A 22,413-nucleotide genomic window follows, 5' to 3' on the forward strand; every position below is an offset into this window, starting at 1 on the left:
GACCGGCAAAATTAAAATTTTCCACAGAAAATAAACGACTTTAGCAATCGTATTATGTTATGATGTTCGATTTCAAAATCTATCATTTACTTTAGAGCATGAAATCTTTTAATAGAAGTCGGACTGAATATATATTTCGCAGTCACGGTTTTGGGTGCGTTCACGTCCAGTTCATACCACGGTGAAATATTGGAATTAAGCGGATTTCTTAAAACGTGAATATCCTGTGCAGGCATAAAACTTTCGGCCAAAAGATAAAGTTTTTTCCCAGAACTGTTGATCGCAACTCCCACTATAATTACAGAATGACCCGGACTTCCCGGTTTTATGAGAAAATCACCCGTCTTGATCTGCTTATTTTGAAGAACTGAAAATGATTCTTTATTCAGAGAAATCGTTCCCGCGTATCTAAAAATTATATTTAGATATTTTCGGAAATTTTCATAGGAATCATCAATTTTTCCTGTCATATGAAAACTGACGCGATTATTGAGTTCTTTGGTGCGAACTCCTCTTTTAAAATCATTCCAGGCGAAAAATTGACCACTCGTAAATTCGAAACCTATCTCTTCAAATCGTTTTTGAGACCACAGATATTCGGAGTACAAACGGATCCAGGCATCTGCACATTGCTGCAAATCTTTTTCACCAACATCAATTTTGAGAATGGCGACATGATTATTTTGTTTCTCAATCGGAACTGCGTTAAAATTACGCACGGGGAAACTTGGTGGATAAAGCGGAAAATTAACCAAATATTCACCAAAACTTCCGGATAGTTCTTTTGCCCAGAAAAAACCTTTCGGCGGTGTGAATCGCGTATGGATCGTAGATTTACTTTCGTCAATGATCATGAGTTGAGTCGTCTCAATAACTTGAGAAAAAGCAGTCTGAAAATTCAGAAGCATCAACAAAGATAAAAACTGGTAGAATCGGATCAATATGTAATGTTTACTCAAAATTAACGCTATTTTTGAAATAAATTTAAATAATAATTGTTTAGATAAAACATCATTATATTTGAGCTTGTTTAGAAAATGAAAAGATTTTTGCTGGGGATTTTACTGATTTTCAATTTTGTTGTGGTTTCTGCGCAACAAGATTCTATTTACATCAATGCTAAAGTTTCCGGATCCAAAAAAGAGTTGAAGGTAAAGCAAGAAATCACGTATTACAACAATGGTTCAGCAGATCTTTCTCAGATCAAATTATTGAACTGGATCGCTGCTTACCAAAATAGAAATACTAAACTCGTAAAGCGACAATTGGAAGACCGAAAAAACGATCTGTATTTCGCGAAACCCAATGAACTCGGATCTTTAAAAAATTTAGAAATTAAAATCGGAGAAAATACTATATCTGTAAACGACAGTTCAACGGAAAATATTTTCATTCAACTTCCTAACAAATTAAAACCTGGAGAAAAAGTAGAAATCGCACTTCAATATAGTTTGAATTTGCCTGATGAAAAATTTACGGGTTATGGCAGCGACGGAAAAGAAATAGCGCTGAAGTATTTTTTTCTTGTTCCAGACGGTTTTGAAAATCAAGAGCAAAGTCCAAAAAGCTTTATGGATATTGAAGAAAATCAAAGTCCGGATCTTTACTGGAAAGTAATTTTAGATGTTCCTGTAAACTACTATTCCCAAAGTAATTTAGCCGAAACCGCACCGAATTATTTTGAAGGAAAATTAAACATCGATCCAGAATTTGTGATCTCAGAAAATCATTTTACGATTATTTCCCCGCAAGTTGATGGAGAAAAAGTCGATGTTATTTTCGGATATTCTTTAACTGAAAACGAAAAGCAAAACCTCGAATTCTACCTGCCGTTACAGCTGAATTTCATTAAAAACAAGATCGGATTTCTACCTTCAAGGATTTTCATTAGTGAGAAATTCAGGAAAAACGAAAATTTCACAGGTTTGGATGATCTTAAATTCTTAAAATTCCGGTACCAGCTTTTTACAGAATCACAAAGAAATGATCTCAATTATTTCAGCATTATTTCTAAAAACGTCGTCGAACAAGCGACTGTCTTCGAGAAAAAACAGGATCACTGGTTGATGAACGGATTGAAAACGTATCTCGAAATTCAATACATTGAACGTTATTATAAAAACGAAAAACTTCTGGGTCAATTACCAGAAAACATCAATATTTTTGGGTTCAAACCTTTAAAATTATTCTATGCATCGAAACTAAAACTTTCTGAAAGATACGGTCTAGCTTATCTCTATATCTTGACGAAAAATCTGGATCAAAAAATTGCAGAACCTTTTGAAGATTTGAGCAATTACAATGCAGCAGCGATCAGTCATCTGGAAATGGGAAGTTTATTTTCATTTGTTGCGGCAAAAATGGGACAGGAGAAATTTGATGATTTTGTCACCCAATATTTACGCAAAAATGCCCACCAACATATCGATAAGAAAAAGTTTTTAGATGAATTGACTTTAGCTTCAGGTTATTCTTCAGATTTCCTGGAAAACTTTCTTCAAAGAAAAAACCGCGTCAACTTTAAACTGAAAAGATTTAAGAAAACTGGTGATGAATTTCAGGTAAAAATCGCAAAAAATACTTCGCAACAGATTCCTTTTAAAATAGAAACCATCACAAAAACAGGAGAGAAAAAAGAATTTTGGTTTGATACCAACGATTCGAAGACCGATGTGATCTATACTATTCCACAATCGAATGCAGAAAAAATCGTGGTTAACGACGAATATATTTTCCCCGAAAAAACCTTTCGCGATAATTATTTATATACAAAAGGCATCTATTCAAATATGAAAAAGATAAAATTGAAACTTTTCCAGGATATTCCAAACCCGGAATTCAATGAGATTTACCTGAATCCACGGTTGAGTTTCAATATTTATGACAAAGTTTTACTTGGACTTAATTTTAAAAACTCGTCTTTATTTGAAAGAAAATTCAATTATTCACTGACGCCCTATTTTAGTTCAGGAACAGGACAAATGACCGGTTCGGGCGCGATCTCCTACTCTTTTCAACCTGCGGAAAGTTTCTTCCGAACTCTAGACATTGGTGTTTCGGGCTCCTATTTTCATTACGATTATGATCTGTCTTACCGCAAATTTGGCATTTTTGCCAACATCAATTTCGCAAAAAATCCGAGGAGTGATATCGGCAGAAGTTTGGGGGTTTCTTATAATTTTTATGATAAAGATCTGAATCCATTAATGATTGCACAGAACGAATATCAAAAATACAACATGTGGAGCATTGGTTACGGCTACTCGGATCGACAGTTGATCCACGAAAAGTATGCGAGTGCAAATCTGCAGTTTATGGAGGATTTTCAGAAAATTTCTGCTGAAACCTTTTACCGGTGGGAATATGCAAAAGATAAAAAATTGAGTCTGCGGTTTTTCGGTGGATATTTTCTGACCAATAAAACCAAAAATAATCTCTTCGATTACGGGATCTCAAAAGTTTCTAATTACTCTTTTTCTTACGGACTTTTAGGGCAAAGTGCAACAACGGGATTGCTTTCCCAGCAATTAATTTTGGCAGAAGGTGGTTTTAAATCTTATGTTGGAAACACGGCAAATCAGTGGATCACTTCCATCAATCTGGACTCTCATATTTGGCGCTGGTTTAATTTTTATGCTGATGCGGGAGTTTACAAAAGCAAATCTCATGATCCGCAATTTATTTGGGATTCAGGCGTGAAAGTAAAGGTTATTCCTGATTTTCTGGAGGTTTATTTCCCCATACAAAGTTCATTAGGTTTTGAACCTTCCTTTAAAGATTACGGGCAGAGAATTCGTTTTACTTTGGTTTTAAATTTCAGTGCAATTACTAACTATTTCAGTAGAGGATGGTTTTAAAGTTAGAAGCGGGAAGTTGGGAGTTGGGAGTTGGGAGTTATTGCCTATACAAAAAGCCGCTTAAAAAAGCGGCTTTTTTATTGATAAGAGATGATCTTATTTTTTCATTACTTTTCTGCTCACTTTCGCAGAACCATTGTCAACAGTTACAATATAAATTCCTTTAGTTAAAGAAGAAGTATTGATTTTGTCTCCGCTGTTAATTCTGTTTGAAGAGATTAATTTACCATCTGCAGAAATAATGTTTACCGTTGCTCTTCCTGGAAGAGTTACTTGTAATTCATTCCCGATAACAGTATTCATTTTCACTTCGCTGTCGAAAGCTTTAACGTCAGTTACAGCCATTGTAGCTTTGTCTTGGAAACTAATATCATCTACATAGATTACACCACCATTGTTAGCAGCGCTTTCCCCGTAAACTCTAAGTCCTGGTCTGGCTACAGTTGCACCTGCAGTTGGCACTGCTTCTGCACTAAAAAAGATCCATTGTGGAGAATCTACTGTGAAATCTCCCGCTTGAAGTGGGTTAGATCCTAAATCAGCAGTATTTCTAAACTGATTCCAATACTTAAATTTCGCATTTGGAGTATTGTCTAAAACCCATCCTGAAAAAACGTAAGTTTTCGTTGCCTCCACATTAATATCTGGAGTAGGATTAATTGTTTTGTTACCAGTTGCCGCAGTTGGAGCTGTAATTCCTACTGCGAAATTACCAGAGTGCTTATTAGCACCAGTTCCCTGAACGATTGTAGTTCCAGTTACATAATAACCATCAGGAGCACCTGCTGTCCAAGCTTCGAATCCTGGGTTAGGAATTAAGTTTTGAGCGCTCATTAGAGCTACTGCTGAAACTCCTAAGATTGTAAAGATTTTTTTCATTGTATTATAAATTAAATTAGTTATAAATTTTGGATTACAAATCTATGTAATTGTTTACCATAAATATCATGTAATCAGATATATTTTTAAAATAAAACAAAAGGAAGACTATTTAATTAAATAATCTTCCTTTTTATGCTAATAAATCAAAAGATTATTTTTTGATAATTTTCTGAGAAACTGCTTTTCCGTTTACATTACCTGTAACGATATAAGTTCCTTTTGTCAAAGTTGAAACGTCCATTTTAGAATTCTCGTTTACAGATGAAGTTCTTACTACTTGTCCGTTCATGTTCACAACCTGTACGTTTGCTTTTGAAGCGAAAATAATTGAATTACCAACTACAGTATTTTTTACCAAGTTTGCTTTTGTAGCGTTTACATCACCTACTGCTAAAACAACAGGGCTTGTTATTACCTTTACATTATCGATAAATGCTCTCTTTGCAGTTGTAGCAATTGTTACAGTAGAACCTGCTGTTCCTCCTGTAAATGTAAGAGTTTTAGTTTCAAAACTATCTGTACGTGTAGCAACATAAGTTACCGTTTGAGCAGCCAATCCAGAAACAGTTACCGTAATATCTCCTTCTACTGCAGTCCAACCTTTTACATCAAAAGAAACTTTAAAAGCTCCACCATCTTGAGAAAGATCTAAAGTTTTTGAAGTAATTGAACCCACTAAAGAACCAGTACCTATTTTTACAGCACCTCCCGCTTGATACACTTTTACATTTCCTGCATCGGGAAAATTTGCGTCTCCAGTCCACGCAATACCGGAACCGCCTGTAGTTGTATTATCACCAGTACTTGCAGAAGCAAAATCATCAGACAATAATGTAGTTTGCGCAACAGCAGCTACAGAGAACATTGCAATTGCGAATAAAGAATAAAGTTTTCTCATAATAGAAATTTTAAATAATTAATAATTTATACCGCAAAAATACAATCTTTTTTATTAATATCATAATGATAACATTAAGTAATTGTTAAATGTTTAAAAATACTTTTAAATACACTTTTTCGTTATTTTTACAGACTCTTTTATAACAGATTTGGCGAGAAAAATATATTTTTTAGTCTTCATGATTTCAGCATTAAATTTATTTACTGCTCAAATCTTTTCGTGGAAAAATCCCAATATTCCCGCCGACTCTACAAAAAAGGATTCCATTCTTGCTGCCCGTATTGATCAAGATGTATTTTCTAAAGACACGCTGGATTTTATTAGAACTCAAAATAAAATTATTGTCGATGAAGGGGTTTTGGTGAAAAATTCGCGATCTAAGATCTTGGGTGATCTCAATTCTAAAGGTTCCATCATTCGCGGAATTACCTTTGGAAATAATCAGGGTCAAAGTGTTCAAAGTTCAATGGACTTACAAATCTCCGGCAAGCTTTCAAACGACGTTTCTGTTTTGGCGTCGATTTCAGATCATAATTTACCCATTCAAGCCGATGGCTACACGCAGACCTTAGAAGAATTCGATAAAATTTACCTGCAGCTAAATATTAAGGATCGCTCCATTCTTCGCGCGGGACATCTGGATCTATTGGACGACAGAACTTATTTCGGCAGGTATCAACGGCGAAGTATGGGTTTACAATTTCAAACCAATTTCGGAACTGAACATAAAACGTATGTAGATATTTCTGCCGGAGTTGCCCGCAGCGAATTTCACAGAATTCGTTTCCAGGGAATCGAAGGCAATCAGGGACCTTATCGACTGAGCGGTAAAAATGGGGAACAGTTCATCACCATTATTTCAGGTTCTGAACAGGTTTTCATTGATGGGATTCTAATGAAACGCGGCGAAAATCAAGATTACGTTATTAATTATAATACAGGAGAAATTACTTTCACGAGTTTTCGACCGATCTTCAAACAGAACTTCATTACGATTTCCTACAATTATGCGAATCGAAACTACACCAGATTTCTCGTCACGGGAGGAATTCAGCATGAAAGAGAAAAAATGAAATTCGGTTTCAACTGGTTTCTCGAAAATGACAATAAAAACGCGCCCCTTTCTTTAAATTTAAGCAAAGAAGACGAGCAAATTCTCGCCAGTGCAGGAAACAATCCCGAACTTATGTACGCTCCATCCGGAACAGTGACAGAATTCGATGTGAATAAAATTTTGTATCAACTTATCACAAATCCCAACGGAAATTATTACGAATTCTCCAGCGATAAAGCACAAACTTTGTATCAGGTTGCGTTTACTTATTTCGGTCAGAATTTGGGCGATTATCAAGTTAAACAAACAACAAATAATGGTCGGGTTTTTCAGTATGTCGGTAATAATATGGGAGATTACCGGGCAGTTCGAAAATTACCCGCTCCGCAAAAAACGCAGGTTTTTTCTGCGAATTCTGAATTCTTATTGAAAGATGGAAAAATCGGTGCTGATTTTTCTTTGAGTAATTATGATGTGAATTTGTTTTCTTCTAAAGATTCCAATCAAAATATCGGTTACGCAGGAAGAGTTTTCGGAAATAAAACATTTACCAGAAATAACTGGAAAGGGACGCCTAGCTTTGAATTTCAGCATATCGACGCGCAATTTCATATCCTGGACCGAATTAATGATGTCGAATTTTCCCGGGATTTTAATCTGGTTCAGGAGTTTAATCAGATTACCCAAAACCGATTGATCTTTAGTTTTTTAAACAACTGGAAAAACCGTTCTTTCCTTAATTATAAGATCAATTATTTAGACGAAAAAAATTCTTACAGAGGAATTAAAAATGATCTCGATTTTGGCTTTCTTACGGGGCGATTCAGCACGAAAGGAAACTTTTCTTACCTTGACACCAAAGCGACTTTTCAAAACACCAAATTTGTAAGAAGCGGCGTCATTTCTGAATACACGACCAAAAAAGGAAGTTGGGGAATTGGTGGAAATTTAGAGCATAATGTAAAAACTTTCAATGAAACACAGCAACTCGATGTGAGCAGTTTCAGTTGGAAAGAAGTTTTCCTTCAGAAAAAAATTGGTGATTCTACAAGAACAAAATTATTGGCTAAAGTTTATTTCCGTCAAAATGATTCTGTGCGAAACAATGCCTTAGAAAACATGAATCATATTTTGGGAATCATGGTTGAAAGTCAAATCATTAAAACTGAAAAAACCACGCTGAATGCTCTAATTCATTACCGTAAATTTTCTTATCAAAACCAGGATGTTTCCGCGAAATTTAATCAGGATTTTGTGGTTGGAAATATTCTATACAACCAGCAATTATTCAGAAATGGAATGCGTTTGCAGGCATTTTATGAACTCGGAAATGGTCAGGAAGCGCAGCGTGAATTTCAATATATTAAAGTTACTGACGGTCAGGGAATTTACAAATGGACTGATTACAACGGCGATGGAATACAACAACTCGACGAATTTGAGATCGCAGAATACGTAGATTTAGCGAAATATATAAGAGTTTATACGAACACGGTAAACTATATTCCTTCCAATAAAAATAAATTACAGCTGGCTTTGTTTGTGAATCCATCGGTTGTGTTCAACTCTGAAAATAAATTTCTGAAACGCTGGAATTTCAATATTTCCCTGAATTCTCAAAATTCCTTCTACAAAAAAGATCAGGTTCTTGTTTTGAATCCTTTTGAAAAAAATAAAGATCAAATTCTGAAAAACCAAAATCTGCTTGCTTCCGCACAATTTAATCCGACCGACAAATCTGGTTGGAACGGGAATTATCGGTTCATCGCGAATGATAATTTGATCAACGCCAATTTTAGTAATGAAGAAAGATCGCAAACATCTAATTTTCTTAATGTTGGTTACTGGTTCAATAAAGATTTCCGCATCGACTGGGAAAATTCAGTTCATCAGATCCAAAACGCTTCCCAACTTTTTAAATCACGGGATTATATTCTGAATAATTTTGAAACGAAACCAAAAGCAACTTATAAATTTACAGAAATGTTGCAGGCAGAATTTTCTTCAGCCTTGCGACAAAAAGTGCGGAAAGATGGTGAAGAACTTTTGAAAACTCTGGATCTAACGGGAAGTTTACAGTGGGACTGGAAAAAAACGTCGCTTCGTGGCAATTTCTCTTTCATCAATAATGATTTCACCGGGAATAATTTTTCGATCGTGGGCAATCAAATGCTCGATGGTTTAAAGCCTGGAAAAAATGAGGTTTGGTCGGTGTTTTTGCAACAATCTGTGAATTCTTTTATTCAGCTCAATGTTAATTATGAAGGCAGAAATTCGGGAGAAAGAACGATTCATATTGGATCGATGCAGGTGAAAGCGAGTTTTTAACAGCTTTTTAAATGATAAGTTTTGGCTAAAGCCACTGCTGTTTTATCTTTAAAAAGCGGGCTAAAGCCCGCTCCTATTGATTGTGTTAAAATTTTTAATAGGTTGCCGAATGTGCGCCAATTACTTTTTCGTCCTAATCTTCATAAATAATATACTTCACTCTGATCTTCTGGAACTTTTCCAAATCGCTTTTCCATGAATTTTTTATTTCATTTGCAGATTTTCCCGCAACGATCTGCTTTCTCAATTCGTCACTTCCCGCTAATTTATCGAAGAACAGATTTTTTAAAAAGAAATCTTGGGTTGGATTTTTATAGTTTTTGTAAGCTTTCTGCAACCAGTCAACATTGAGTTCCCTTAGATCTAAATTTTTTTCCGAAAGATTTTCGCCATAACATAATTTGCCGTTCAAGAAAGGATCTTTCGCACCATAATTTGGTTTAGGAGTAAACTGATAGGGCAGATCTTTCGTCCACGGACTGCCATAAATTTGAAAAGGTAAATCGGTTCCACGTCCGACGGAGACTTGCGTTCCTTCCAAAAAGCACAAACTTGGATAGAGATTAATGGCTTTATCATTGGGTAGATTTGGGGACGGTGCTGCAGAAACTCCATAACGTTGCTTTTTATGATAATTCTGCATCGGGATCAAAGTATATTTTGCCTGAACACCATTTTTCAGCCACTTTTCACCATTTACCATCTTTCCATATTCTCCGATCGTCAATCCATAAACAACGGGAATTGGGTGCATCCCTATAAAACTTTTCCATGGGTCTTTCAAAACCGGTCCATCAATAAAACCATCTTGCGGATTCGGACGGTCCAAAACAATAATTTCTACATTGTTTTCCGCCCCGGCTTCCATCACGTAAGTTAAAGTGGAAATGTAGGTGTAAAATCGTACGCCAACATCCTGAATATCGAAGAGAATAATATCAATGCCTTTTAATTGCTCCGGTTTCGGTTTTTTATTGTCGCCATAAAGAGAAATAATCGAAATTCCTGTTTTGGTATCAATTCCATTTTTTACGTGTTCACCAGCATCTGCATCGCCACGAAACCCATGTTCAGGCGCGAAAATCGTTTTTATCTTAATATTATTTTTTACCAGAAAATCAACGAGAAAAGCTTTGTCTTGCAAAAGTCCTGTTTGATTGGTAACGATCGCGATCGTTTTATTCCGAAGCAAAGGAAGATACAATTCTGATCGGTCAGCGCCAGTTTTAAAACAGTTTTTTCCGATATCCTGCGCTGAACTCATTTGGCAAAAACCAAAATAAATTAGCACAACTAGAAGTAAATCTTTAATTTTGACCATTAAATTCATCCGCTTGAAATTTCCTTTATATTTTTCCAAAAAAATTGCTTTTTCCAAAGATAATAAAAATAATCTGTCGCGGATTATCGTATTTATTGGCCGTCTTTCCGTTGCGCTTGGCGTGATCGTTTCGCTCATCACGGTTTCTACGGGACTGGGTTCTAAGAAAGCCATCAAAGAAAGAATGGCTGATTTTTCGGGACATATTTCGATCAAATCTAAGCAATCCAACAATTCCTATAATTCCTCGGTTCTCAATACAGATGGTTTTCAACTGAAAAAAATAAAAGCACTTCCCGATGTTGCTTCCACACAGAGCTATGTTTCTGTAAGCGGTATTTTGCGCAATGAACATAATTTTGCCGGAATTATTTTTAAAGGTGTAGGCAAAGATTTCGATTCTGCAAGATTCCGGAAATTTTTAATTGCGGGAAAAGCTCCTGTCATGACCGAAGAAGGTTTTAACAACGGCATCTGTATTTCTCAAAAAATCGCAAATGATCTTCATCTAAAAGTGAAAGACAGTATTGTTGCTATTTTTTCTAAAGAGAATCAAAGTCCGCTATACCGAAAATTTGAAGTGGTCGGGATTTATAAAACCGATATTAAAATGATCGATGACCTCTTTATTATCGGGGCGATCAATCATGCCCGGAAAATTCAGGGAATGACAAATACTGAAATTGGTGGTGTTGATGTATTTCTAAAAAACATTAATAACATCGATGAAGATTCACCCAAGATCGATCAACTCGCGGGTTACAAAAATTACACGATCAAAGCCACTGATCAATATCCGCAGATCATGGATTTTATCGCAATTTTTGACACCAATATCGCATTGATCATTATCATTATGATGGTCGTGGTCATCATTAATATTGTGATGGTGCTTTTAATTTTAATTATCGAACGAACGAATTCTATTGGAATGTTGAAGACTTTAGGAGCGAGTAATGGTCAGATCCGCGCGATCTTTATCAATTATACTTTAATGATCATGATTCCCGGACTGGTTTTCGGTAATCTTATCGGACTAGGTTTTCTCCTCATCCAGAAATATTTCGGCATCATTAAATTAAATCCCGAAAATTATTATCTGAGTGTTGTTCCGGTCGATCTGAATATCTTCTACATTCTCGGAATTTCTTTGGGAATCCTTTTGGTTTCAGGCATTTCTCTTATTTTACCAAGTTATTTGATCAGTAAGATCTCTCCTGTAAAAGCCATCAAATACAATTAATATTTAAAATTATATCTTTGCAAATTCGTAATTATATCGATAAATAGTACGATATCTTCAATTAGACCACTAACACAATTATTCTTTAAATATATTTATGAAATACGCACAAAATATTCTTGAGACCATAGGAAATACACCATTAGTAAAATTAAATAAAGTTTTAGGGGAAGATTTTCCCGCGTTGGTTTTGGCTAAAGTAGAAACTTTCAACCCCGGAAATTCTGTAAAAGACAGAATGGCGGTGAAAATGATTGAAGATGCTGAAAAAGACGGAAGATTAAAACCTGGCGGAACCATTATCGAAGGGACTTCCGGGAACACTGGAATGGGTTTGGCTTTGGCGGCAATCGTAAAAGGTTATAAATGTATTTTCGTAACCAACTCCAAACAATCAAAGGAAAAATGCGATATTTTACGGGCAGTTGGCGCGGAAGTAATTGTTTGTCCGACCGATGTAAAACCAACCGATCCGCGTTCTTATTATTCGGTTTCTAAAAGATTAGCCGCAGAAACAGAAGATGGATGGTACGTAAATCAATACGATAATTTATCAAACAGGACTGCTCACTATGAATCGACAGCACCAGAAATTTGGGAGCAAACCGAGGGTAATTTAACGCATTTCGTTGTTGGAGCGGGAACAGGCGGCACCATTACAGGATGTGGAATGTATTTTAAGGAAAGAAATCCGAATATAAAAGTAATCGGAATCGATACTTATGGATCGATCTTAAAAGAATTCCACGAAACGGGTGAGCTTCATCCAGATCACGCTTATACCTACATTACGGAAGGTATCGGCGAAGATATTATTCCCGAAAATTTCGATATGTCGATCATTGATCATTTCGAAAAAGTAACCGATAAAGATGGCGCTATCTATGCCAGAAAATTAGCCAAAGAAGAAGGGATTTTTTGCGGATATTCTGCGGGAAGTGCGATGGCTGCTTTGGTTCAAATGAAAGATCAGTTTACAAAAGACGATATCATTGTTGTTTTGCTGCATGATCACGGCTCCAGATATGTAGGGAAAATCTACAATGATGAGTGGATGAAAGAGCAAGGTTGGTTGTAAAAGTTTTTGGGCGTGCCCAAAAAAAGAAGAAGCGCAAATTTTCAATTTGCGCTTCTTCTTTTTTAGGTCGGTATTCGGCTCCCAATCTTTTTTCGAAAGGATTTCCACCTACTCCTCACGCGGGATTTTTTATAATAATTCAGCAAGTTTTTTAGTGAGATTTTTTCGGGAGAACTGCTCAATATTTTTAGTGTTCGACGTTAATTTACCCGTTTTCCAGTCCATATATTTAGAAAGAATAAAATCCTTCACCAGATCGGTATCATCGTAGGTAAAATGTTGACCGGCTTTCGTTTCGCTCAGAATTTTCTTTACATCGCTGTTTTTTGGCCCGAAAGAAATAATTTGATTTCCCGTCGCCAAATACTCAAAGATCTTTCCTGGGATAATTCCTTCCGAAGTTTCCTGTGGAAAATTGGTGATCAGGAGCAGATCTGAATTTAGCATCTCTGCATTCGCTTCTGAATGAGAAAGATATCCCAGATTCAGAATAGAATCTTTCAAACTTGAATTTTCTAAATTTTCTAAGATCTTGTCATCAATTCTACCAACGAATTTTAGTTCGAGATCTTTTTTAAAACTTCTCACCTCAGTCAATAATTCATTCAAAACATTCCATAAAACTTCAGGATTTCGAAGCTGTTCCAAAACGCCGATATAACTTAATGTAAATTTTGGATGCTCAATCTTTCCCCTGACTTTTTCCTCAATCTTCTCCTCAACCTTAACTTTAACCTTTACTTCATCAAAACCGTTCGTGATACAAAACGCATTCGCTCCTTTCGCTTTAAAATTTTCAGCATCAGAATAACTTGTCGCTAAAGTAATATCGGCCTTTTTTAAAACATTTGCCTCCAATCTTCTATGCTTCAAATCTGCAAATTTGGTCAGCTTCAAATGTTTATAATAAGAAATTTCCGTCCATGGATCTCGAAAATCAGCGATCCATTTTAAGTGGGGAAATTCTTTCTTCAACTCCAAACCAATTAAGTGCATCGAATGCGGTGGTCCTGTTGTTACAAAAGCATCAAATCTATTTTCTTTTAGATATTTCTTTAGAAATTTAACGGAAGGATTCACCCAAAAAACACGCGCATCAGGAATAAAAAAATTTCCGCGCACCCAAATAGAGAATTTCGATTTCCAGCTTTGATTTTTTCCTACATCGAATTGTCCGGCCTTGAATTTTTTATTGTCTTTGCCAAAAAATTCTGCAATTTGATAAGGTTCCCAGATTTTTGTTTTAATGATTTCCACATCCTTTGAAACCTCTTCAGATAGACTCTCGTCCACAATCGGGTAGCTCGGATTTTCCGGAATAAAAACGATAGGATTCCAGCCAAATTCTGGTAAGTATTTTACAAATTTTAACCAGCGTTGAACTCCTGGTCCACCTGCAGGCGGCCAATAATAGGTGATGATCAATATTTTTTTGTCAGGTTTCATTTTGATTGTAGGGACAAGTCGACACTTCTCCAAAAACCGAAGGTTTTTATTTCATTTGTTTTTAAATCTTCTGAGTTCGCCATTATTTATAAAGAAAATTTTTAATTTTCGGACAATCACTGCTTATTGAAAATTTTTAATTTTCGGACAGTTCGCGAACTGTCCCTACGGATTTGCGATACATGAAATATATTCCACCCAAACTCAATAATAAAAACAAGGCGAAACAAATCATCGAAATTAATTTTCCTCTTGCGATCACATCTGGTGCGAAAATCATTTTTATGGTATGATTTCCGGCCGGAACATGAACTGCTCTCAACAAATAATCAGCTTTGATGTACGGAACTTCTTTTTCATCGACGAACATTTTCCAGCCTTTTGGATAATAAATTTCGGACAAAACTGCCAGTTGTGGTGTTTTCGATTGCGTCTTAAATTCGAGTTCGTTTGGTTGGTATTTGGTTAAATTCAAAAATGCAGTTGAATCTGCGGCGATCTGTTTTCCGTCGAAATACTTCTTATCATCTTTGGAAATGATGGCGATTTTTTTCGTGTCAACTTCCCCTATCTGTTTAATTTCTTCATTCGGAGAATTCACGAATTTAATATCGGAAACAAACCAGGCATTTCCGTTCGATTGTGGATTTGTAACAGCTTCGGGTTTTTCTTCATCACCAAAGATCATGTATTTCGCGTTGAGCATATTTAAAATCCTCGGCACTTTTACAGAATCGATTCTTCCAAAATATTCATTAATGATATCATCGTAGCGACGAAGTTTTACCGCGTGATAACCGCCAATAGAAGATTTATAATAAGAAGTATTGGTTTCACTAAATGTTCCTAAAACCTGATTGTAAATTCGGTAATGCGTTTTATCTTTTTCGGCAATAGTTTCTAATGTTTTATTGATATTGGCATTGGCAAGAAGTGACTGCAAATTTTTATTATCGCCTACTTTCTGCATGAGTAATTCCGAATTTTCGGTTTGAAAAGGATTTTCAGTAAAAGTCTTATCAATGAAATTATCATTGTTCAAATATCTCTTATTAACACTCCATAAGTCAAATAAACTTACCAAACCAATAACGATGATCACTACATTCTGACTTATTTTTTTCTTTAAACTCAAGAATAATAGAACAGCTGCAACGGCGACATAAACAATTGCTTTGATCGCATCAATTCTGAACATTTTAAATCTTTCATCCACCAAAAAATCCAAAAGATAAGGCGGAAGATAAGTTTTCTCGGTGTCCGTATGAAAACCTAAAATCGATTTTCCGAAGATGATCAACAAAAAAGTAATGCCTAAAACAGCTACACTTACATAAGTTAAGATCTTCTTTTTGTAATCTTCTGTCAAAATATTTTCCGTCGAAGTTTCGGTTTCTTCATTTGAATTAAAGAAACGATAAAGACCAAGAATTGCGATCAAAGGGAATAATAATTCGACCACGACCAGAATTGAACTTGGCGCCCGAAATTTATTATAGAAAGGAACAAAATCAATAAAGAAATCTGAAAGAACCATAAAATTACTTCCCCACGCTAAAAATACGGTAAGGATCGAAGCTCCTAAAATCCAGTATCTGTATTTTTTCCAGCCAAAGAAAAATCCTAAGATCGCTAGGAAACAAACGATTGCTCCTTGATAAGCCGGACCAGAAGTTCCGGGTTGTTCGCCCCAATAAGTTGGACTTTGAAACGCTTTCCTGATATTATTAACTTCATCTTGCGAACGGGCGTTGTTTTGAACCAAGTCACTCACCTTTTCCATTATCTTTTCGGAACCTTCCTCATTGCTCGAACCGCCCATTAATCTAGGGATAAACAGGTTTAATGTTTCCATTTTACCGTAACTCCACATTAACATGCTTTCTTTGTCCATCCCCGATTTTTCGGAGGAATGCGTGTCGTTGTCCAAAATTTGTTTCCCACGAACGGTTTCTGTGATGTATTCAGAATTCGCCATGATTCTTTGGGAATTCATACCCACTCCAAGCAAAAATGCAACGGCTAAAATCGCGGTAGAAATTCCAAAATGTTTCCAGTCTGTTTTACCCTGAAATGCCCGGATCAATTCGGAAAGGAATAAAAATCCGAGTGCGATAAATAAATAATAGGTCATTTGCGGGTGATTAGCCGCGATCTGCAATCCCATAAAAAATGCGGTGACAATAAAGCCGACCACATATTTTTTACGAATATAAACCAAAAGAATTCCGGCTAAAAGTGGTGCAAAATAAGCAACAGTCTGAATTTTACCATTATGTCCCGCAGCTAAAGCTATATAAAAATAAGTAGAAAGCCCGAAAAAAGTGGCGCCTAAAAGTGCGTATTTCCAGTTTCTGACCACGACCATTCCGAGGAGGAAAAATCCCGCAAAAAGCAGAAAAATGTAATTGGCAGGTTTAGGCAAAAAATTCAGAAGCTCATCTGCTTTCTTAATGATATCACCTTTGAACTGCGCTCCCATTTGATAAGTCGGCATTCCGCCAAACATAGAATCGCTCCAATATGTTTCTTCCCCATTTTGAGCTCTGTAATCCAACAATTCTTTTGCGCCGCCTTTGTATTGTACAATGTCGTGCTGAAAAAGTTGTTTTCCCGTGAGAACAGGATTGGCATAAACCAAAGCCAGGATCACGAAAGCCACGATGCTTCCAATGATGAAAATGAGTTTTTTATTTTTCGACATATTAAATTTTCAGTCTATAAAAAACCTTTCGAATCTTAAAAATTCGAAAGGTCTTGATTATTTTTTTGTTTCGTTGTTCTCTTTAATTTCTTCGTAATCTACCGTTTCTGCATCCCAGTTGATCCTTGAGTCTAAATTCTTCTTCGATTGATCACCACTTGATTTCTGTGGATTGTCCGGCTTCGGAAACTTATAAAAGGAGGCAAAAAACATCCGCTTTAAAATATTCCAAAGAAAAAATATAATGATGGTTGCTATTATTAATTCAAAAATAAATTTCATAAAGTTGAAAATTAGTTACAAACAGAAAGTTCTCCAAGATTACTCACTGTTCATCATCCATTACTGATTATTTAGCGGGATTTACAATGACCGTTGAATTAGAAACGCTTTTCATCGTTTGTGTTTGTTTCCCATCAGAAAGTGTTTCTGATTGCGAAGTTTTCACCGCGATATTTTGATTCTTCACCCAGCCGGTTTTTTGATCAAGGGCGATCGTACCGTTTTGCGTTAATTCAGAACTCATGCTTCTTGTAACTCCTTCCTGAGTTTTTTTGTCAGATTTGCGCGGGATTCCACCGGAAACTCCAATATTCACTACTCCGTTATCAACACTTTTTATCGTATAATTTGTTGACAGTTTAATTTTGCCATCTGGAGTTGCGTTTTCAGTCTGCGTCCATTTTTCCCCAATTTTCGCTCCTTTCGCAGGAATTAAATTTAAATTTTTGGTGAACTGGTCTTTTAAAACTTTTTCATTGAAGCTTCCTTTGAAACTTTTTAGAAAATTCTCTTTTTGTTTCGCATCTTTAATTACACTTCCAACGGAACTTGCAACTTTCGTATATACAGGCTCAAAACCAGTAATTGAAATTACTTTTCCAGTTTCAGTCATTTTCATATTAAGCTTATTTCCGACCAAACCTTTGTTCACTTTCCACATCATTTTCAGCTGATCTTCTTTGGGTTCTGCCAATTTCGTATCAACAACGATCGACTTTCCGTTGGCATTTTGAGAATTTTTTTTGCCTAACAGATCGATGGTAATGTCATAAATTCCCTTATCGAAATTATTGACGGTGAAGGTCATTTCATCAGTCGTTTCACTGGTTCCACTTTGAGTTTTTCCATCAGGAGCGGTCATTGTTTGTACATCTTTCTGAAAAGTCGTCAAAGGATAGGTTTTTCCCTTTTCGAGTTTAAAGGTTTGTTTATAAACACCCGATGAATCTTTGATCGCCATTGTTTCAGCGGGCTGTTCAACGATTTTTGTGGAATCAACCACCGGAACTTCAACCGAAACAGTTTTGCCCGTTGTTGGATCTACTTTGGTGACGGTTTTCGTTTCTTTTTTACAAGAAATCAGAGCTATAGAAAGAAGCGCAATTGCAGTGAATTTTTTCATTAAATAATTTTTCTTTTTTGAATTTTTGTTCTTTATAAATTCCTTTATTTTTGGGAATGATCGACAAATTTAAGGTAATTATTTCTGTTGGTTTCAAACATTATAATTATTTTAACAGTCTTTAAAAAAATAGAAAGTTAGACTCACCCTTTTTTACATTCTCAGATATAATTGATTTGTAACAAACTATTCATTAATGTTACGAATTAGAAAGATAAATTCACCGCCATGAAAGAAAATAAAAAAATAATACTGGGAATTATTTTAGTTCTTCTTATTGTAGCAGTATCGCCACTGATTACGGAAATCTTCGAAAAGCAGCTATCTTTTACGCAAGTTTTAATACTTTCCCGGCTTTGGCAATGGACCGGATTATTACTTTTATTCTTTTATTGCAGAAAGATATTGAAGGAAAAAATCATCATCTGGAAATCTGAACAACAAGGGATTTTATTCTATCTTCTTTCTGTTATTGCAATTCTGGCCACATTATTTGGAATGATGGTTTTGATACATCTACTTCATTTACCAAAAGAAAACAGCCCAAAACTTTTACAGATGTTGAATGCTGTAAAAAATAATATCCCGCTGATTTTTTTAATCACTTTAACAGCAGGAGTTGTGGAAGAACTTTTTTTTCGTGCATTTTTGCAAACCAGAATTACAACTCTCACCAAAAGCAAACTATTAGGAATTTTTATAAGCACACTCATTTTTGCCCTCGCTCATTACGCGTACGGAACCTGGATCAATATGATCGGTCCTTTTGTAATCGGTTTGGTATTTGCAGTTTACTATTCGAAATACAGAAATATTGGTGTTTTGATCTTCATACACTTCATCTGGGATTTCTACGCGCTTTACACAGCCGCATAAACATCAATCAAAATTCCTTAAATTTGTCTCTTTAAAAAAATATATGAATCCACTCTTAAATACCTTCGATACCCAATATAATTCTGCACCGTTTACCGAAATCAAAGAAGAACATTTTCTTCCTGCTTTTCAGGAATTAGTTAAAACTTCCGAAAAAGAAATCAATGAAATTGTTGAGAATAAAGAGGAACCCACTTTTGAAAACGTGATCGAAGCTTTGGCTTTTTCCGGTGAACAGTTAGAAGTTGTTTCCAGTATATTTTTCAATTTGAATTCTGCAGAAACTAATGATGAAATTCAAAAAATTGCGCAGGAAGTTTCTCCAATTCTAACGGAATATTCAGCCAGAATTTCTCAAAATGAAAAGCTTTTTGATAAAATCAATAAAGTTTACACCGAAAAGGAAAAATACAATCTCAGCGAAGAACAGCAAATGCTTTTGACAGAAACTTATAAAGGTTTTGTAAGAAGCGGCGCTCTTTTAAATGAAACTGAAAAAGAAAAATTCAAAAACATAAGCATTGAATTGTCTAAAAAATCGCTTCAGTTTGGACAAAATGTTTTGGCAGAAACCAATAATTATTTCAAACACGTTACCGACGAAAAAGATTTAAAAGGAATTCCAGCACCAATTTTAGAACAATATCGCGAAGAAGCAAAAGAAAGAAATCTGGAAGGATTTGTGGTGACTTTGCAATACCCAAGTTTTTTGCCTTTGATGACTTACGCAGAAAACCGGGAACTTCGGAAAGAACTGGCTTTGGCAAACGGAAAAAAATCTTTCAATAATAATGAATTCGACAATCAGAATTTGATCAAAGAAATCATTCAGCTGAAACAGGAAAAAGCCCAACTTCTCGGCTACAAAACGTACGCAGATTATGTTTTGGAAGAAAGAATGGCAAAAGAACCCGGAAAAGTAAAAACTTTTCTGAATGAACTTTTAGAAAAAGCAAAACCTTACGCTGAAAATGAGATCGAAGAATTAAAAAATCTCGCAAAAACCGACGGAATCGAAGAAATGGAAAGTTACGATCACACTTTCTACGCAGAAAAATTGCGTAAACAAAAATTCGACATTGATGATGAAGAGCTGAAACCTTATTTCCAACTGGAGAAAGTTCAGGCCGCTGTTTTTGGTTTGGCTAAAACGCTGTTTGGTTTAGATTTTAAAGAAACAAATGACATTCAAAAATACAACGAAGAAGTAAAAACCTACGAAATTTTTGAAAACGGCGAATTCAAAGCACTTCTTTATGCCGATTATTTCCCAAGAAAAGGAAAAAGAGCCGGAGCCTGGATGACTAGTTTTAAAAATCAGTATCAAAAAAATGGCGAAAATCACCGTCCACATATTTCGGTAGTTTGTAATTTTTCTAAACCAAGTTCAGATACGCCAAGTTTATTAACGTTCCAGGAAGTTACGACGCTTTTCCATGAATTTGGTCACGCTTTGCACGGCGTCTTGGCAAATACTACTTATCCAAATCTTTCGGGAACTTCTGTGAAATGGGATTTCGTGGAACTTCCGTCGCAGTTTTTAGAAAATTATTGTTACGAACCGGAGTTTCTGAAAACATTCGCAAAACACTATGAAACTGGAGAAATTTTACCTTTAGAAAAAATTCAAAAAATTTCAGATTCCAAGAATTTTATGGAAGGTTATCAGACGATGCGACAAATTGGTTTCGGACTTTTAGACATCGCTTATCACACCGATTCAGATAAAGTTGGCGACGTAAAAACCTTTGAAGTTGAAGAAACAAAAGCCACAAATCTTTATCCAAGCAATCCTGAAACGATAATGAGTACGAGTTTCTCTCACATTTTTCAAGGAGGTTATTCGGCTGGATATTATTCCTACAAATGGGCGGAAGTTTTGGATGCAGATGCTTTTCAATATTTCAAAGAAAACGGAATTTTCAATCCGGAAATCGCGGCGAAATACAAAATATTACTTTCTTCTGGCGGAACAAAAGATGCGATGGAACTGTACAAAAATTTTAGAGGAAGCGAACCGAAAGTTGAGAGTTTATTGAAAAGAGCTTTCGGATAATACCTAGAATCTTATTGAACTAAACAACAAACCAAGCAATGTTATTAGCGATTTTATTACCATTTTTATCCTTTATAGTTCGTGGCAAAATATTGACAGGAATCATCTGTTTCCTCTTACAAATCACGATCCTCGGCTGGATTCCGGCTGCAATTTGGGCAGCGTTATCTTTGAGCAACGCTAGAGCAGAAAAACGAAACAATAAATTAATTAAAGCGATCCGAGAAAATAGAAATTAAGATTTTCTATTCTTTGCCAAAACAGGAATTGCGATTATTCCGAGTATGATCATGATGACCAACTGCATCGTGTGAGAAATAAAAGCGTAGGAAAGTCCCACTTCGCCTCCTTCTTCCGGGTTTTTACCCATTGAAAGAAATAAGGCCATAATTCCGAACTTTAAAGCCAGGTGAAACGCACCAATTCCTCCCGAAGCAGGAACCATCATTCCCAAAGTTCCGACAACAATGATGAAAAATCCATCTGCAATTGTGAAATTAGAAGTTTCAGGCAGGGCAAAACAAACCAAATACGCCGCTAAATAATAGCAAATCCAAATGGCTAGTGATAATAGAATGAATTTTCCTTTTTGTTTTAATTTGAAAATTGAGGTTAAGCCGTAAAAAATTCCTTTACCGAAATTAACTACCTTTTGATAGATAGGAAATTGCTCCATTTTTTTCCTCAGCGCAAAAAATAGTACTAGTAAAACAGCCGCTATTCCTAATAATATAAACCATTTAGAATTTGAAGTGCTTTCAGTAGTCTTACTTTTTTCTGCGGTTACGTATTGGTAGAAGGATAAAATTGCTTTGTATTTGAAGATTAAAGTCAAACCCAGAAATCCTCCCATACAAATCAGATCCACTACTCTTTCGAGAATAATCGTTCCAAAGGATTTTTCCACAGGAACTTTTTCAACACCGAAAAGTGCGGTAGAACGCGCCAGTTCGCCACTTCTTGGAATAGTAAGATTCATTAAATATCCAAAAGAAATCGTCCAGAAAGCATTAGAATTGGAGATTTTGTAACCCATCGGTTCGAGTAACAAATTCCAGCGAATGGCACGAAACCAGTAGGCTAAAACACCAAAAACTGCACCCGCAAAAACCCAGAAATAATTCGCTTTCGCAAAATAGCCTGCAATTTTTTTGAATTCCATTCCTTTTAAAGCCAACCACATAAAAAACATAGCAATTCCTAAAGAAACTGCGATGGTTAATAAAGTTTTAAAAGAATTTGGTTTTTTGATTTCTTCCAAA

The 22,413-nt window shown here is 35.6% G+C and carries 16 protein-coding genes; 7 read left to right on the plus strand and 9 right to left on the minus strand.

Annotated elements, in window-relative coordinates; all coding sequences use genetic code 11:
• Positions 1 to 86 precede the first annotated feature (86 nt).
• Entirely contained in the window at positions 87 to 959 is an 873-nt protein-coding gene (locus IV494_RS06225) for a DUF4846 domain-containing protein (RefSeq protein WP_196079276.1), read from the minus strand.
• 78 nt (positions 960 to 1,037) lie between these two features.
• On the opposite strand from IV494_RS06225, the gene IV494_RS06230 reads away from it, so the two are divergent.
• Positions 1,038 to 3,857, plus strand: coding sequence for a gluzincin family metallopeptidase (locus IV494_RS06230; protein ID WP_196079277.1), 2,820 nt, complete (start codon positions 1,038 to 1,040; stop codon positions 3,855 to 3,857).
• Positions 3,858 to 3,953: 96 nt separating this feature from the next.
• Here IV494_RS06230 and IV494_RS06235 read toward each other — a convergent pair whose 3' ends face one another.
• Complete coding sequence (locus tag IV494_RS06235; RefSeq protein WP_196079278.1) at positions 3,954 to 4,736, minus strand: T9SS type A sorting domain-containing protein; 783 nt, start codon at positions 4,734 to 4,736, stop codon at positions 3,954 to 3,956.
• 154 nt (positions 4,737 to 4,890) lie between these two features.
• A complete protein-coding gene (locus tag IV494_RS06240; protein ID WP_196079279.1) occupies positions 4,891 to 5,637 on the minus strand; it encodes a T9SS type A sorting domain-containing protein in 747 nt (248 codons plus the stop codon).
• Between the two features lie 181 nt (positions 5,638 to 5,818).
• Here IV494_RS06240 and IV494_RS06245 point away from each other — a divergent pair, with 181 nt between their 5' ends.
• Entirely contained in the window at positions 5,819 to 9,022 is a 3,204-nt protein-coding gene (locus IV494_RS06245; protein WP_196079280.1) for a hypothetical protein, read from the plus strand.
• Positions 9,023 to 9,155: 133 nt separating this feature from the next.
• Here IV494_RS06245 and IV494_RS06250 read toward each other — a convergent pair whose 3' ends face one another.
• Positions 9,156 to 10,352, minus strand: a complete 1,197-nt coding sequence (locus IV494_RS06250; RefSeq protein ID WP_196079281.1) for an exo-beta-N-acetylmuramidase NamZ family protein — start codon at positions 10,350 to 10,352, stop codon at positions 9,156 to 9,158.
• 4 nt (positions 10,353 to 10,356) lie between these two features.
• Here IV494_RS06250 and IV494_RS06255 point away from each other — a divergent pair, with 4 nt between their 5' ends.
• Both IV494_RS06255 and IV494_RS06260 read left to right on the plus strand, forming a co-directional pair.
• Positions 10,357 to 11,586, plus strand: a complete 1,230-nt coding sequence (locus tag IV494_RS06255) for an ABC transporter permease (protein ID WP_196079282.1) — start codon at positions 10,357 to 10,359, stop codon at positions 11,584 to 11,586.
• Between the two features lie 97 nt (positions 11,587 to 11,683).
• Positions 11,684 to 12,664 (plus strand): PLP-dependent cysteine synthase family protein, encoded by a 981-nt coding sequence (locus IV494_RS06260; RefSeq protein ID WP_196079283.1) that lies wholly within the window; start codon positions 11,684 to 11,686, stop codon positions 12,662 to 12,664.
• Positions 12,665 to 12,793: 129 nt separating this feature from the next.
• Here IV494_RS06260 and IV494_RS06265 read toward each other — a convergent pair whose 3' ends face one another.
• The 4 genes from IV494_RS06265 to IV494_RS06280 all read right to left on the minus strand — a co-directional run bounded on the left by IV494_RS06265 (position 12,794) and on the right by IV494_RS06280 (position 18,219).
• The gene (locus tag IV494_RS06265) at positions 12,794 to 14,110 is read right to left on the minus strand and encodes a glycosyltransferase family protein (RefSeq protein ID WP_196079284.1); all 1,317 of its coding nucleotides are present in this window, start codon (positions 14,108 to 14,110) and stop codon (positions 12,794 to 12,796) included.
• A gap of 136 nt (positions 14,111 to 14,246) precedes the next feature.
• The gene (locus tag IV494_RS06270; protein ID WP_196079285.1) at positions 14,247 to 16,814 is read right to left on the minus strand and encodes a YfhO family protein; all 2,568 of its coding nucleotides are present in this window, start codon (positions 16,812 to 16,814) and stop codon (positions 14,247 to 14,249) included.
• A 57-nt stretch (positions 16,815 to 16,871) separates the two neighbouring features.
• Positions 16,872 to 17,096, minus strand: coding sequence for a hypothetical protein (locus IV494_RS06275; RefSeq protein ID WP_196079286.1), 225 nt, complete (start codon positions 17,094 to 17,096; stop codon positions 16,872 to 16,874).
• A 67-nt stretch (positions 17,097 to 17,163) separates the two neighbouring features.
• Positions 17,164 to 18,219, minus strand: a complete 1,056-nt coding sequence (locus tag IV494_RS06280) for a DUF6263 family protein (protein WP_196079287.1) — start codon at positions 18,217 to 18,219, stop codon at positions 17,164 to 17,166.
• Positions 18,220 to 18,447: 228 nt separating this feature from the next.
• Between IV494_RS06280 and IV494_RS06285 the strand changes: the two genes are divergently transcribed.
• From IV494_RS06285 to IV494_RS06295, 3 genes are read left to right on the plus strand one after another with little or no spacing between them, the layout of a single operon-like run.
• Positions 18,448 to 19,095: a CPBP family intramembrane glutamic endopeptidase gene (locus IV494_RS06285; RefSeq protein ID WP_196079288.1), complete on the plus strand. Its 648-nt coding sequence runs from the start codon at positions 18,448 to 18,450 to the stop codon at positions 19,093 to 19,095.
• A 43-nt stretch (positions 19,096 to 19,138) separates the two neighbouring features.
• The gene (locus tag IV494_RS06290) at positions 19,139 to 21,151 is read left to right on the plus strand and encodes a M3 family metallopeptidase (RefSeq protein ID WP_196079289.1); all 2,013 of its coding nucleotides are present in this window, start codon (positions 19,139 to 19,141) and stop codon (positions 21,149 to 21,151) included.
• A 38-nt stretch (positions 21,152 to 21,189) separates the two neighbouring features.
• On the plus strand, positions 21,190 to 21,390 hold the full coding sequence (locus tag IV494_RS06295) for a YqaE/Pmp3 family membrane protein (RefSeq protein WP_196079290.1): 201 nt from the start codon (positions 21,190 to 21,192) through the stop codon (positions 21,388 to 21,390).
• Here the strand turns inward: IV494_RS06295 and IV494_RS06300 are convergent.
• Positions 21,387 to 22,412, minus strand: a complete 1,026-nt coding sequence (locus IV494_RS06300; protein WP_196079291.1) for a lysylphosphatidylglycerol synthase transmembrane domain-containing protein — start codon at positions 22,410 to 22,412, stop codon at positions 21,387 to 21,389. The two genes, IV494_RS06295 and IV494_RS06300, sit on opposite strands and share 4 nt — an antisense overlap.
• Position 22,413 lies beyond the last annotated feature (1 nt).

Source organism: Kaistella gelatinilytica (assembly GCF_015679325.1).
GTDB classification, from domain to species: domain Bacteria; phylum Bacteroidota; class Bacteroidia; order Flavobacteriales; family Weeksellaceae; genus Kaistella; species Kaistella gelatinilytica.